The organism is Mycolicibacterium smegmatis (assembly GCF_001457595.1).
Classification (GTDB): Bacteria; Actinomycetota; Actinomycetes; order Mycobacteriales; family Mycobacteriaceae; genus Mycobacterium; species Mycobacterium smegmatis.
Map to the genome: position 1 here is coordinate 1,083,988 of NZ_LN831039.1, position 13,459 is coordinate 1,097,446.

Below are 13,459 nucleotides of genomic sequence, written 5' to 3' on the forward strand. Positions count from 1 at the left end.
GCATGGTTGCCGATGTGCTCGCATACGTCGCGGCCCGGCTGGTTCTCGTCGCGGTACTCGCCGCGGTGATCTACGTGGTGGGCCGGATGGTCGTCGGTGACTTCCCGATCGTGGTGGCTTTGCTGTTCTCGTTCGTGATCGCGCTGCCTCTGGGCATCTGGGTGTTCAAGCCGCTGCGTCTGCGTGCGACGGCCTCCATTGCGGAATTCGACGAGCGCCGGCGCAAGGACCGTGCGGATCTGCAGGCGCGGCTTCGTGGCGACGACCCCAAGTGATGCGGGCGGCTTTCGGCGCTGAATTCGTGGGCGCGGAGGGATTCCTGAACTCCGCGACCTACGGTCTGCCGCCGCAGTTCCTCGTCGACGCCCTGGACACCCACATCCGTCAGTGGCAGTCCGGAACGCTCGACGCCGCGTCGTTCGACGAACCGGTGCGCCGCGCGAGGGCTGGGTATGCGGCCCTGACCGGTGTGCCCACCGAATCGGTCGTCCTGGCGGGGTCCACCTCGGCCGCGTTGGGTCTGGTCGCTGCGTCCGTCCCCGACGGCAGCCGTGTCGCGGTCGTGACGGGTGAGTTCACCAGCACATCGTTCCCGTTCGCCGCGCAGGCCGGGCGCGGGGTCACCGTCACCGAGGTGGCGCCCGACCGGTTGCCCGACGCGGCCGCCGAGCACGACGTCGTGGTGGGCAGCCTCGTCCAGTCCGCCGACGGTGCTCTGCTGGACCTCGAGGGCGTGCGTGAGGCCGTGGCGGGCACCGAGACTCGCGTGGTGATCGATGTCACACAGGCCGCGGGCTGGAAGCGTCTCGACCTGGGCTGGGTCGACGTGACGGTGGCCTCGGGGTACAAGTGGCTGCTGGCACCGCGGGGCATCGCGTGGATGTCGTTGAGCGACAGGGTGGCTGCGCGCATGACGCCGCACGCGGCGAACTGGTACGCGGGGGACCGACCGTGGGACTCGATCTACGGCCTGCCGTTGCGGTTGTCCGGCGAGGCGCGCCGCTTCGACGTGTCGCCTGCCTGGTTCGCGGCCCTCGGCGCCGGGCTCACCCTGCCGTGGCTGGCGTCGCTGGATCCGGTGGCCGTCGAGGCGCACGCGGTGGGCCTGGCGAACCGCCTGCGCCACGAACTCGAACTGGCGCCGCAGGATTCGGCCATCGTGTCCATTCCGATCACCGGTGCCGAGGAACGTCTGCGGCAGGCCGGAATTCGCGCCGCGGTCCGCGCGGGCGCGGTGCGCGTGGGCTTCCACCTGTACAACACCGAGGACGATCTCGAGCGCCTGCTGCATGCCCTGGGGGATAACCGGTAGCCGGATTTGGCCGCCAGCGCCAACGATACTCACGCCCCGGCGAGCAAGGCTGGGTGTAGCACGAAATGTGCTAATTCAAAGGAGTTTTGGCCGAAAAATGAGTATCAAAGTTCATGCATTGACACTGCTGGGCGCGGGTGCGGGAGCGCTTGCGGTCGGTCTGGCACCCGTGGCGCAGGCAGCGCCCACCGGACCGACCTGCACCGATCAGGGAAATTCGACGTTGTGCCAGTCCAACGGCAACGCGCAGGTGACGGCGAACCCGCCGGCAGTCGACTATCAGGCCCAGTACCCGTTCTTCGGCGGGTATGCGCTCCTTTTCCACCATGGCGGTGGCCACCGGTAGAACATCGAGCGTTGGCTTGTGTGCGAGATCTCTCGGAGAATTCGCACACCAGCCAACGCTCGGCGCCGTGGACCATTCAGTCGTGGTGCAACGGGATTCGCGCCGTGATCGTGGTGCCGACCCCGGACGGGCTGGTGATGGTCAACTCGCCCGACAGCGCCTCGACGCGGTCCTTGAGCCCGATCAGGCCCGACCCGCCGCCTGCCACCGCGCCGCCCACGCCGTCGTCGTCGATCATGAGGTCCAGGGTGTCGTCGCCCAGCGTGGCGGTGATGACGATGGCCTGGGCCTCGGCGTACTTCGCGGCGTTGGTCAGCGCCTCGGCGACGACGTAATACGCAGCGACGCCGACGGATTCGGGCACCGGTTCGGGAAGATCAACCTCGAGGTCGACCGGCACGGGGCAGCGGCGGGCCAGCGCCCGCAGTGCGGGCCCCAGACCACCCTTGGACAGGATCGCCGGGTGGATGCCGCGGGAGAACTCCTGCAGTTCGGTGGACAACGACGACAAACCGTCGACCACGCGGCTGATCTGCAGGCGCAGCTCGAGTTGATCGTCGGGCACGGAAGCCTCGACGGCACGCAGTCCGAGCCCCAGCGAGATGACGCGCTGCTGTGCGCCGTCGTGCAGGTCGCGCTCGAACCGGCGCCGCGCCTGATCGGCCGCCGTGACGATCCTGGCGCGCGACGCGGTGAGGGCCGCGCGGGTCTCGGCGTTGGTGATCGCGGTGCCGACGAGATCCGCGAAGTCGCCCACCCTGACCTCGGTGTCGGCAGGGAACTCGAACGGCTGCGACGAACCCACGAGCAGCACGCCGTACACCCGTCCGTCCACCAGGATCGGCGCGCCGACGGCCGAGCGGATCCCGACCTCGCGGATCCGTGCCGCTCCTGCGCCCCCGACGACGGCGTAGTCGTCGACCCGCGCGGGTGCGCCGGTGCGCGCGACGAGCGTGGTCACGGTGTCCCCGTCGAGCGGGATACGTTCGCCGACAGGGAATTTCGGTGCGCCTGTGGCGTCGCGTGATGCCAGCACGGTAGAGGTGCCGTCGCCGGGGAAGAGCAGCAGCGCCACGTGGTCCAGGCCGAAACCGGCCGCGAGTTCGTCGACCGCCGCGGGATAGACCTCCTCGGGCGGAGACCCGCGCGCCACCAGGGTCGCGACCCTGCGCAGCGCGGCCTGTTGTGCCGCCAGCTCACTGACCTCGGCGTGGCTGGCCTCGATCAGCTTCTGCGCTTCCTGTGCCGCCGCGGCCGCACGGTCGGCCTCGACGGTGCGTTGCTCGGCTTCGGCGGTCCGCAGCCGTGCCTGCCCGACGAGGATGTTGGCGAGCAGTGCCACCGGTATGAACACGGCGATCGACGCGATGTCCTCGGAGTAGATGGGCATCAGCGCGCCGTGGGTCTCCATGTGGAAGTGCACGTAGACCAGCGCCGAGAGAAGCGACGTCGCGACCGACAGGCGCATGCCCCAGCCGGCCGACACCACGAGCACGCCGAGCAGGAACACCGTGCCGAACGTGCTCTCGGGGGCCACCTTCTGCATGAAGTGCACCAGCAGGCTCTCGGCGGCGATACAACCGAGCGCCACCGCGATCCCGATCTTGAGCGGTGGCGCGGTGGGCCGCAGCACCAACCCAAGAAGGCGCGCACCTGCCGACTCGCGGCGGTGCTCAGAGGGTCGATCGGCTGCACCAGTCACATTCACCTAGACAGACGAACATGGCGTGATCCGGGTTCATGCCCGGTGACGCTCCTGGTCATGGTTCTGTCATACCTCGGTCATGCCAGGGGTACCGGCAAATTCCCGCTAGCAGCAATGCACACCCCGACCGGTGACTGCCACCCTGGATGCATGAGCGGTTTGCGGAGGCATGATGCGTTGTCTCATCGTCGATGACAGTGCGAGTTTTCGCACGGCTGCCGCCACGATGCTCGACAGTGGCGGGGTCGAGGTCGTCGGCGTCGCCTCCAACAGTGCCGAGGCGATGGTGTTCTGTCGCGAACTGCAGCCCGACGTGGTCCTGGTTGACATCGCGCTGGGCGCAGAGAGCGGGTTCGAGCTCACCGAGAAACTGCTCGACGAACTCGGGCCGCGGCCACCCGCGGTGATCCTGATCTCGACGTACGACGAGCAGGACCTGTCGGAGATGATCGCATCGAGCCCCGCTGTCGGATTCGTACCGAAGTTCGCGTTGTCGGTGCCCGCGATCCAGAACCTGCTCGCCACCATCTGACGCCTGTTCGTCGAATTCGGTTGGGTCACCGATCAATCTGTGTGTCGCGCGAGAAATGTGGTCCCGGAGTCCCCATTTCGTTCCGCGACGACGTCGATCGGGGTCATGATCGGCAGATGGGATATCACGGTAGAGCAGCAGCCATCCGGAAGAAGTCGACGACGACGACCCTGCGCGCGGGAGCCGTGCTCGGGGTGATCCTGCTGGGACTGACCGGTTGTGGTGGTCAGCGCGGTGAGAGCGACGGCGCGGCCTCGGCCGAGCCGACCGGTTGCGAGATCACCTCCGACGCCCGCCTGAGCATCGCCACCGGCAACACCACCGGGGTGTACTACACGCTGGGCGGTGCCCTGGCCGAGGCGATCAGTCAGCAGACCGACGGCAAGCTCAAGGCCACCGCTGCGGAGACATCGGCGTCGCTGCAGAACATCCAGCAACTCGTGGCGGGCACGCATCAGGTCGCGTTCTCCCTGGCCGACACCGCGGCCGACGCCGTCAACGGCACCGCGTCGTTCAGCGAGAAGCAGCCCATCGCGGCGCTGGCGCGGCTGTATCCCAACTACACGCAGGTCATCGCGCGCACCGACGCCGGGATCAACTCGGTCGCTGACATGCGCGGCAAACGCGTCTCGACGGGGGCGCCGAACTCGGGCACCGAGGTGATCGCCAACCGCATGCTCGAGGCCGCCGGTCTGGGCCCGGGCGACGTGCAGACGCAGCGCACCGAACTCGGCAAGACCGTGGAGGGTATGAAGGACGGTTCCATCGACGCCTTGTTCTGGTCGGGCGGTCTGCCCACCAGCGGCATCACCGATCTGATCGTCAGCAGGCGTGATCAGGTGAAGTTCATCGACGTCACCGACACCCTCGACAAGCTCAAGGAGATCAACCCGATCTACGAGGCGGGGGTGATCCCGGCGAGCACCTACCAGACCCCTGCCGACGTGTCCACGGTCGTCGTGCCGAATGTGCTTCTGGTCAAGGACGATATGGACGGCAACACCGCGTGCGTGCTCACCAAGACGCTCTTCGAGCGCAAGGACGATCTGGTGAAGGCCAACAAGGCGGCCGAGGACATCGAGCTTCAGGACGCGCGTGAGACCAGCCCCGTGCCGTTGCATCCCGGCGCCGCCAAGGCCCTCGACGAGCTGGGCGCGGCGAATTGACCGTGGGTGAGCGCGAGACACCACAACCGGCACCACTGAACGACGCGGCGGCTGCCGCGGCGTACGAGGACGAGAAACCCGCACGGCAGCTGAGCGGTTGGGTGGGGCACGTGGTGGCCGCGGGTTGTGTGCTGCTGGGCCTGTCCGCGGTCTACCAGGTGTTCTTCCCGCTGGCGCAGGGCAACCAGTTCGCGCTGATCCTGTTCCTCGCGGCCGTGCTGCCGTTGACGCTGCTGAGTTACCGCTCGGGCCTGGCGCTTCCGGCACGGTGGCGGCGCGACCGTTCCCCGAACCGGGAAACCGAGCCGCGGCGCGACAGTCCGAGCCCGCTGGACTGGGTGCTGGCCGTTGTCGCGCTGTTCGCGTGTCTCTACCCGATGCTGCCGATCGAGATCGGTGACGGGGGAGGTGGTTTCGACGAGTTCCTGGGCAGGCAGGGCACGCCGGGCATGATCGATGTGCTGGTGGGCACGATCGTCCTGCTGCTGGTGCTGGAGGCATGCCGGCGCACCACGGGCCTGGCGCTGCCGATCGTGTGCGTGCTGGCGATCGGCTACGCCTACTACGGCGGTTACCTTCCCCAGGGCGCGGCGATCGCGCACGCCGGGGTGGACTGGGAACAGATCGTCAGCTCGTCGTTTCTGCAGTCCACCGGGTTGTACGGCGTGCCACTGGATGTCGCGGCCACCTACATCGTGCTGTTCACGATCTACGGCGCCGTACTCGAGGCCTCCGGTGCCAGCCGGTTCTTCATCAACCTGTCCTTCGCGGCCTTCCGCAAGTCGCGGGCCGCGCCGGGCCGGACGGTGACGCTGGCCGGCTTCCTGCTGGGCAGCGTATCGGGTTCGGGCACCGCGACGGCGGTGAGCCTCGGCACGGTGGCCTGGCCTGTGCTGCGAAAGGCGGGGTACCCCAAGGAGAATGCGGGCGGAATGCTCGCCGCGGCGGGCATCGGCGCGATCCTGTCCCCGCCGACGCTGGGCGCCGCGGCGTTCATCATCGCCGAGTATCTGGGGGTGCCGTACCTGACGGTGCTGGTGTGGGCGATCGTGCCGACCCTGCTGTACTACCTGGGCATCCTGCTGGCCGTCGAGATCGACGCACGGCGTTACGGCACAAGGGAAGTCGAGGTCGCCACCACATCGGCGTGGCGCCTGCTGGCCCGGTTCGGCTATCACCTCGCCTCGCTCGTGCTGATCGTGGTGCTGCTCGCCATGGACGTCTCGGCGGTTCGCGCCGTCGTGTACGCCACGGTCGCTGCGATCCTGCTGTCGTTCCTGGATCGCGAGCACCGTCTCACCCCGGCGCGGTTGTACTCCGCGCTGGCGACCGGCGTCCGGGGAGTGCTGTCGGTCGCGGCGGTCTGTGCGGCCGCGGGTGTCGTCGCGGCGATGATCACCAGGACCGGTCTCGGGTTGCAGTTGAACTCGATCCTGGTCAACACCGCCCGGTCGATCGCGGAAAACCCTACGGCCGTATTGATTCTCACGGCGATCTTCGCCGCGCTGGCGGTCTCGGTGCTCGGTCTCGCGGTTCCGGTGACGGCGTCTTTCGTGATCGCGTGGGTGATCATCGGGCCCGCGTTGCAGGACCTCGGGGTGGCCGCACCCGCCGTGGCGATGTTCGTGTTCTACTTCGCGGTGCTGTCGGAGGTGACGCCACCGACGGCGCTGGCCTCGGTGGCCGCGTCGGCCATCACCGGCGGGCGGGTGATCGCCACCATGATGCAGGCGTTCAAGTACGCGCTGCCTGCGTTCTTGGTGCCGTTCGCGTTCGTGCTGACCGAGAACGGGCAGGGACTGATCGGGCTGCGGTCGTTCACCGACGCGGTGTGGACGATGGCGGTCGTGGCGCTGGGCGTGGTGGCTCTCGCGGTGCTCACCGGCGGGTGGATGGTTCGTCGTGCGGGCTGGCCCGAGCGGGCGCTGTGTGCGCCCGCGGCGGCGCTGCTGCTGTACCTGCAACCGCTGACCATCGCGGTCGGGGCGGGGCTGCTGGTGCTCGCGCTCGCACTGAACCTGGGCCTGGCCCGGTTCCGCGGTGACGAGGCTCAGTCGCTCAGCGCGACTCCAGGTACGTGATCACCGCGCGCACCCGGCGGTGATCGTCGGCGGTCTCGGTGAGGTTGAGCTTGGTCAGGATGCTGCGCACATGCTTCTCGACCGTGCCCTCGGTGACCCACAGCCGGCGTGCGATACCCGCGTTGGACCGGCCCTCGGCCATCAGCATGAGCACCTCCTGCTCGCGTGCGCTGAGCGCGGCCAGCGGATCGTCGCGCCGGCGCGCGGACACCAGTTCCGACACCAGCGCCGGGTCCACCACCGAGGCGCCCTTGGCGATGCGTTCGAGGGTCTCGACGAAGTCGGACACGTCGGTGACGCGTGACTTCAGCAGATAGCCGATGCCGTGACCGCTCGCGAGCAGTTCGGTCGCGTGCTCCACCTCGACGTGTGCCGAGAGCACCAGGATGCCGGTGCCCGGGAACTCGTTGCGGATCACCTTGGCGGCGTCGAGTCCCTCGGTGGTGTTGGTCGGGGGCATCCGGATGTCGACGACCGCCAGCTGCGGTGTCTTCTCCCGCACCAGCGTGAGCAGTTCGATCGCGTCGGCGGCCTGGCCGACGACGTCGAAGCCGGACCGGTCGAGCAGGCTCGAGAGCCCTTCACGCAACAGAACGTCGTCGTCGGCGACGACGACTTGCAGCCCACTCATCGGTGATCCTCTCGGTGCCCCGCTCGGGATGATCCATCATTTCCCATCGGCGTGTGCGCGGCTATGTGAACGGGCTAGGTAAATGTCAACGTGAATGCGCCGGGCGAATGCGATCGATCACCGGACGAACGCCGCACCCTTTTCGCGATCCAGGTAGGTCTCGGACTTGTTCTTGAGGAAGAACAGGTACACCACCAGCGAGATCGCGATGCAGACGGTCACGTAGCCGATGAACAGCGGGACCTGGTCGCGTTCCTTGAGGGCCTGATAGATCACCGGCGCGGTGCCACCCACCAGTGAGTTCGCCAGCGCGTAGCCGACGCCGACGCCGAGCGCGCGGATGTGCGACGGGAACAGCTCGGCCTTCACGACCGCGTTGATCGAGGTGTATCCGGTGAGGATGATGTAGCCGCCGGCGACCAGCAGGAACGACATGATCGCCGAGTGGGTCTGCGGCAGGTAGGTGATCAGGATGTAGGTGTAGATCACGCCGCCGAAACCGAACCACAGCAACAGGGGCTTGCGGCCCACCTTGTCGCTGATCAGGCCACCGACGGGCTGCAAGAGCATCAGGAAGATGAGCCCGAACAGGTTGATCCAGGTCGCGGTCATCGCCTGGTCCTTGTAGGTGGTCTTGACGATGGCCGGGGCGTTGACGCTGTAGGTGTAGAACGCGATGGTGCCGCCGAGGGTGATCAGGAAGCACATCAGCAGCGCTTTGGGGTACCGCGTGAGCAGTTCGCCCAGCGAGCCCGAACTCGTGTCCTTGCCCGTCTTGATCGCCTCGAGTTGTTCCTCGCTCAGCGACTCGTCCATGGTGCGGCGCAGCCAGAACACCACGATCGCGGCGACGCCGCCGATCGCGAAGCCGATGCGCCAGCCGAAGTCGTGTACCTGCTCGGTGGTGAACGCCGTGAGGATGATCAGCAGCGTGAACTGCGCGAGCACGTGGCCGCCGACGAGCGTGACGTACTGGAACGACGAGAAGAAACCGCGTCGCTCGCGGGTTGCGGCCTCCGACATGTAGGTGGCCGACGTGCCGTACTCGCCGCCGGTGGCGAAGCCCTGCACCAGGCGGCACAGGATCAGGATCACGGGTGCGGCCGCACCGATCACCTCACGCGACGGCACGATGGCGATGACCAAAGAGCACAGCGCCATCAGGGACACACTGAACGTCAGCGCGGCGCGCCTGCCGCGGCGGTCGGCGAAGCGCCCGAAGAACCACGAGCCGATGGGGCGGGTCAGGAACGTCACCGCGAAGATCGCGTAGACGTAGACCGTCGAGTTCTCGTCGCCTTCGGCGAAGAACTGCTTCTCGAAGTACGTCGCGAACACCGTGTAGACGTAGACGTCGTACCACTCGACGAGGTTGCCCGACGATCCGCGGATGGTGTTCCAGATGGCGCGGCGGGTTTCCGCGGCGCCGGATCGCGTGGGCGGGTGTGCCTGGCCGGCAACCGTCATGACCGTCCCCCAGAGTTGGTGTGTCCCCCGAACGACGGACAGGGTAGTCGTTGCCGGGTGTGCCCTCGCGCGCAGGTCACGAACCAGTCAAGCGCTTGCGCGCACGATCGGCCAGAAGAGCGCGAACAGTCGCTCCTGCCAGCCGTCGGCGACTGCGCCGGTGCGGGCGGATTCGGCGATGTAGGCGCCGACCACGGCATCGATCAGCGTTTGTGCGTCGACGTCGTCGCGCATCGACCCATCGGTCTTGGCCGCGTCGATCACCTCGGCCAGGGCCGCGCGCTGTTCGACCAGGATCCGCCGGAACAAGGTGTTGAACTCGGGGTCGTCCTCGGTGCACAGCGCTGCCAGGCCGCCGATCCCGATGCCGTCCTCGATCGTCCCGATCGCCTGGGCGATGACCCAGCGGAGCCGGTCGGGCGCGTCGGCGCCGGGGTCGAGCGATTCGGGTGTGGCCAGGCCCGACAGCGCCGCGGCGAGCATCTCGCGCCGGTTGTGGTGGCGCCGGTAGATCGTGGTCTTGGCGATACCCGAGTGTGAGGTGACGGCTTCGACCGTGACGGCGCGCGGACCTCCGCTGCGCAGCAGGTGCAGGGTCGATTCGGTGATGCCGTCCTCAACGCGTCGTCGCTCTGCCATCTGGGTCCTGTTCGTCGGGAGCTTTCGCCGTCGTTTAGCGCTACACTAGCCGTAGCGGCGATACGCTACGCGTAGCGAATCGTACCCGTTCGAGTCAGCTTCAGCAGAAAGGTGGATGGCATGCGCGCCAAACCCGGTCGGATCTCGGTCTCCTATGTCGCCTACGTGATGTTGCTCCTCGGCTTCATCTCGCTCGGTGTGCTGGTCGGCTCGCTCGCAGTCGGCAGCCCCGACGTGGCCCGGCTCGCGGGTGTCGCCCTGGCGGGAAGCGTGACCGCTTCCGTCGTGGGCTTTCGCGTGGCCGCGCGCAAGTTCAAGGCCGAACGCGGTGCCGATGCCCACAACGTGAGCATCTTCGACAGGCCACGCGACGCCGAAGCCGCGGATCGGTACGCGCAGCGTTACCGCCCGGTCGACCCCGGCACCGACACCGACACCGTTGCCGTCGCGGTGTTGCCGGCAGCCGAAACCACCGCAGCGCGTGAGCGCCGGGCGGCGTGATCGCCTAGAGGAACGCCAGCGGGATCGAGACCGCGAGCGCCCACACCAGCATGGTCAGGCCGGTGTCACGCAGCACGGGGATCAGATCCTTGCCGCCCAGGCCGCGGCGCACGGGCGCCGCGGCACGCGCGGCAAGCGGCAGCGCCACCAGGCCCGCCGCGGCCCACGGTGTCGCGAGCATCAGCACGAGTGTCAGCACCATCGCGACCCCCACCAGCACCTGGAACAGCACGCGGGTGCGGACGTCGCCGAGGCGCACGGCCAGCGTGATCTTGCCGGTCTGGGCGTCGGTCGGGATGTCGCGCAGGTTGTTGGCCACCAGCACGGCCGACGAGAGCGATCCCATCGCGACCGCGAGCACCAGGCCCACCCAGTCGACGCGCAGCGCCTGCACGTACTGCGTGCCGAGCACCGCGACCAGGCCGAAGAAGATGAACACCGCGACCTCGCCGAGGCCCTGGTAGCCGTAGGGCTTCTTGCCGCCGGTGTACAGCCACGCCCCGGCGATGCACACCGCGCCGACGGCGATGAGCCACGGCGCGCTCGTCACGGCCAGCGCCAGGCCGGCCACCGCGCCGACGGCCAGGCTCACGATCGCCGCGGTCAGCACCGCGCGGGGCGACGCGAGTTTCGAACCCACCAGGCGCAGCGGCCCCGACCGCACATCGTCGGTGCCGCGGATGCCGTCGGAGTAGTCGTTGGCGAAGTTGACACCCACGATCAACGCGAGCGAGACGGCCAACGCCAGCAATGCTTTCCACCACACGGCCGCATCCAGCCAGGCCGCCGCGCCGGTGCCGGCGATCACCGGTGATACGGCGTTGGGCAACGTACGGGGGCGGGCGCCTTCGATCCACTGCGCGAAACTGGCCACGCCGCCATCGTATTTGCACGGGTGTTTGCGGGGATACGCACAGTATTCGCAGGACATGTCCTGCTGCGCGGGCCGACCTAGACTGGCCCCATGAACGAGCAGCTCAGCAAGACCGAGATCGGCAAGGACGCGCTGCAGGAGTCCGTCGAGGCGCTGGCCACGACGGTGGGGGAGGTCGCCACGATCGTCACCACGGCCGTCAAGGACGTGGCGTCGGCCATCGGGGGTCTCGCGACCGAGGTGTTCGAGATCGGTGACATCGCGCGCCGCGCGGCGCGGGCAGGCGCCCCGGAAAGCGCCGCAGGAGACGCAGAAGACACAGACATCGCCGAGTGATGCTCGGGGTCATCGGCGGCAGCGGTTTCTACACGTTCTTCGGCTCTGACGCGCGAGCGGTCAGCGTCGAGACCCCGTACGGCCCGCCGAGCGCGCCCATCACGGTGGGCACGGTGGGTGATCACGAGGTGGCGTTCCTGCCGCGGCACGGCGTGAAGCACGAGTTCTCGCCGCACACCGTGCCGTACCGCGCCAACCTGTGGGCGTTGCGCTCTCTCGGGGTGCGACGCGTCTTCGCGCCATGCGCGGTCGGCAGCCTCACGCCGGATCTTGGGCCGGGTTCGATCGTGGTGCCCGATCAGCTGGTCGACCGCACCAGCGGGCGCGACGACACGTACTTCGATTCCGGCGGAATCCATGTCGCCTTCGCCGACCCGTACTGCCCGACGCTGCGCGCCGCGGCCACGGGGCTTCCCGGCGTGGTCGACGGTGGCACCATGGTGGTGATCCAGGGTCCGCGTTTTTCCACGCGCGCCGAGAGCCGCTGGTTCGCGAGCCAGGGCTTCACGCTGGTGAACATGACCGGCTATCCCGAGGCGGTCCTCGCTCGTGAGCTGGAGATGTGTTATGCGGCAGTCGCTTTGGTGACCGATCTGGACGCGGGCATCGAGGTCGGGTCGGGTGTCCGCGCGGTCGACGTGTTCGCCGAGTTCGAGCGCAACATGCCGCCGTTCAAGAAACTCGTCTTCGAGGCACTCGAGGCCGTCGAGGTCGAGCGGACCTGCACGCACTGCCTGACCCACAGCGGGGTGCAGTTGCCCTTCGAGTTGCCATGAGGGTCCTGCTGACCGGTGCGGCCGGGTTCATCGGCAGCCGGATCGCGGTGGCGCTGCGCGACGCGGGCCATGAGGTGATCGGCGTCGACGCGATGCTGCCCGCTGCGCACCGCACCGGGGCCCAACCGCCCGAGGGTTGCGAGCTGATCGACGTGCGCGACGCGGATGCGTTGGCGCCGTTGCTCTCTGGCGTCGACGTGGTCTGTCATCAGGCCGCGGTGGTGGGTGCCGGGGTGAACCCGGGTGACGCCCCGTCGTATGCGAGTCACAACGATCTCGGCACCGCGGTGCTCTTGGCGCAGATGTTCGAGGCGGGGTGCACTCGCCTGGTGCTGGCGTCGTCGATGGTGGTCTACGGGCAGGGCCGTTTCTACTGCGTGGAGCACGGCGAGATCGACCCGATGCCGCGCTCACGTGCCGATCTCGATGCCGGGGTGTTCGAACACCGGTGCCCGGTCGGCGAGGAACCGCTGCGGTGGCAGTTGGTCGGCGAGGACGCGCCGGTGCGTCCTCGCAGCCTGTACGCCGCGAGCAAGGCCGCCCAGGAGCACTACGCGCTCGCGTGGGCCGTGGCCGTGGGCGGTTCGGTGGTGGCGTTGCGCTATCACAACGTCTACGGTCCGGGCATGCCGCGTGACACCCCCTATTCGGGGGTCGCGGCGATCTTCCGTTCCCAGCTCGAATCTGGTGATGTGCCAAGGGTTTTCGAGGACGGCGGCCAGATGCGCGACTTCGTGCACGTCGACGACGTCGCGGCGGCCAACCTGGCGGCCGTGCACGCCGTGGACGGGGGCCTGGACGGATTCCACCCGTTCAACGTGTGCTCGGGCAGGCCCATCTCGATCATGGACGTGGCCACGCAGTTGTGTGAGGTGCGCGGGGCGCCCGGGCCGGTGGTCACCGGCCAGTACCGCAGCGGCGACGTCCGGCACATCGTCGCCGATCCCGCGCGCGCCCACGAGGTGCTGGGGTTTCGCGCTGCGATCGACCCGCGCGACGGCCTGCGGGAGTTCGCGTTCGCCAGACTGCGTGACTGAGGGAGTGACCGAGGACCACTTGACACCCGTCAAGTGGCGTGGTCGATACTGACGGG

Annotated in this window: 15 protein-coding genes; 10 read left to right on the forward strand and 5 right to left on the reverse strand. The window is 68.3% G+C overall.

The window, feature by feature from the left end:
* The first annotated feature begins 2 nt into the window (after positions 1-2).
* The 3 genes from AT701_RS04930 to AT701_RS04940 all read left to right on the forward strand — a co-directional run bounded on the left by AT701_RS04930 (position 3) and on the right by AT701_RS04940 (position 1,658).
* The gene (locus AT701_RS04930) at positions 3-275 is read left to right on the forward strand and encodes a DUF4229 domain-containing protein (protein WP_003892403.1); all 273 of its coding nucleotides are present in this window, start codon (positions 3-5) and stop codon (positions 273-275) included.
* Positions 275-1,312, forward strand: a complete 1,038-nt coding sequence (locus AT701_RS04935) for an aminotransferase class V-fold PLP-dependent enzyme (RefSeq protein WP_413232148.1) — start codon at positions 275-277, stop codon at positions 1,310-1,312. Before AT701_RS04930 ends, AT701_RS04935 begins: the two co-directional genes overlap by 1 nt.
* A 97-nt stretch (positions 1,313-1,409) precedes the next feature.
* On the forward strand, positions 1,410-1,658 hold the full coding sequence (locus AT701_RS04940; protein ID WP_003892405.1) for a keratin associated protein: 249 nt from the start codon (positions 1,410-1,412) through the stop codon (positions 1,656-1,658).
* A 76-nt stretch (positions 1,659-1,734) separates the two neighbouring features.
* On the opposite strand, the gene AT701_RS04945 is transcribed toward AT701_RS04940, so the two are convergent.
* Positions 1,735-3,366 (reverse strand): GAF domain-containing sensor histidine kinase, encoded by a 1,632-nt coding sequence (locus AT701_RS04945; RefSeq protein ID WP_058125294.1) that lies wholly within the window; start codon positions 3,364-3,366, stop codon positions 1,735-1,737.
* Positions 3,367-3,532: 166 nt separating this feature from the next.
* Between AT701_RS04945 and AT701_RS04950 the strand changes: the two genes are divergently transcribed.
* The 3 genes from AT701_RS04950 to AT701_RS04960 all read left to right on the forward strand — a co-directional run bounded on the left by AT701_RS04950 (position 3,533) and on the right by AT701_RS04960 (position 7,142).
* Entirely contained in the window at positions 3,533-3,895 is a 363-nt protein-coding gene (locus AT701_RS04950; protein WP_223495340.1) for a LytR/AlgR family response regulator transcription factor, read from the forward strand.
* Positions 3,896-4,011: 116 nt separating this feature from the next.
* The gene (locus tag AT701_RS04955) at positions 4,012-5,061 is read left to right on the forward strand and encodes a TAXI family TRAP transporter solute-binding subunit (RefSeq protein WP_080627975.1); all 1,050 of its coding nucleotides are present in this window, start codon (positions 4,012-4,014) and stop codon (positions 5,059-5,061) included.
* A 2-nt stretch (positions 5,062-5,063) separates the two neighbouring features.
* Positions 5,064-7,142, forward strand: a complete 2,079-nt coding sequence (locus tag AT701_RS04960; RefSeq protein WP_058125295.1) for a TRAP transporter permease — start codon at positions 5,064-5,066, stop codon at positions 7,140-7,142.
* Here AT701_RS04960 and AT701_RS04965 read toward each other — a convergent pair.
* From AT701_RS04965 to AT701_RS04975, 3 genes are all read right to left on the reverse strand, one after another.
* Positions 7,120-7,773 carry a response regulator transcription factor gene (locus AT701_RS04965; RefSeq protein WP_058125296.1) on the reverse strand — a complete coding sequence of 218 codons (654 nt, stop codon included), beginning with the start codon at positions 7,771-7,773 and terminating at the stop codon, positions 7,120-7,122. The two genes, AT701_RS04960 and AT701_RS04965, sit on opposite strands and share 23 nt — an antisense overlap.
* A 117-nt stretch (positions 7,774-7,890) precedes the next feature.
* The gene (locus tag AT701_RS04970; RefSeq protein ID WP_058125297.1) at positions 7,891-9,240 is read right to left on the reverse strand and encodes an MFS transporter; all 1,350 of its coding nucleotides are present in this window, start codon (positions 9,238-9,240) and stop codon (positions 7,891-7,893) included.
* Between the two features lie 87 nt (positions 9,241-9,327).
* Positions 9,328-9,879, reverse strand: coding sequence for a TetR/AcrR family transcriptional regulator (locus AT701_RS04975; protein ID WP_058125298.1), 552 nt, complete (start codon positions 9,877-9,879; stop codon positions 9,328-9,330).
* 120 nt (positions 9,880-9,999) lie between these two features.
* Between AT701_RS04975 and AT701_RS04980 the strand changes: the two genes are divergently transcribed.
* The gene (locus AT701_RS04980; RefSeq protein ID WP_058125299.1) at positions 10,000-10,380 is read left to right on the forward strand and encodes a hypothetical protein; all 381 of its coding nucleotides are present in this window, start codon (positions 10,000-10,002) and stop codon (positions 10,378-10,380) included.
* A gap of 4 nt (positions 10,381-10,384) precedes the next feature.
* Here AT701_RS04980 and AT701_RS04985 read toward each other — a convergent pair whose 3' ends face one another.
* A complete protein-coding gene (locus AT701_RS04985; protein ID WP_058127535.1) occupies positions 10,385-11,254 on the reverse strand; it encodes a 1,4-dihydroxy-2-naphthoate polyprenyltransferase in 870 nt (289 codons plus the stop codon).
* A 90-nt stretch (positions 11,255-11,344) separates the two neighbouring features.
* Here AT701_RS04985 and AT701_RS04990 point away from each other — a divergent pair, with 90 nt between their 5' ends.
* From AT701_RS04990 to AT701_RS05000, 3 genes are read left to right on the forward strand one after another with little or no spacing between them, the layout of a single operon-like run.
* Positions 11,345-11,590, forward strand: coding sequence for a hypothetical protein (locus AT701_RS04990; protein WP_011727337.1), 246 nt, complete (start codon positions 11,345-11,347; stop codon positions 11,588-11,590).
* Positions 11,587-12,366, forward strand: coding sequence for an S-methyl-5'-thioadenosine phosphorylase (locus tag AT701_RS04995; protein ID WP_011727338.1), 780 nt, complete (start codon positions 11,587-11,589; stop codon positions 12,364-12,366). Before AT701_RS04990 ends, AT701_RS04995 begins: the two co-directional genes overlap by 4 nt.
* Positions 12,363-13,403 carry an NAD-dependent epimerase/dehydratase family protein gene (locus AT701_RS05000; RefSeq protein ID WP_058125300.1) on the forward strand — a complete coding sequence of 347 codons (1,041 nt, stop codon included), beginning with the start codon at positions 12,363-12,365 and terminating at the stop codon, positions 13,401-13,403. Before AT701_RS04995 ends, AT701_RS05000 begins: the two co-directional genes overlap by 4 nt.
* Positions 13,404-13,459: the final 56 nt, after the last annotated feature.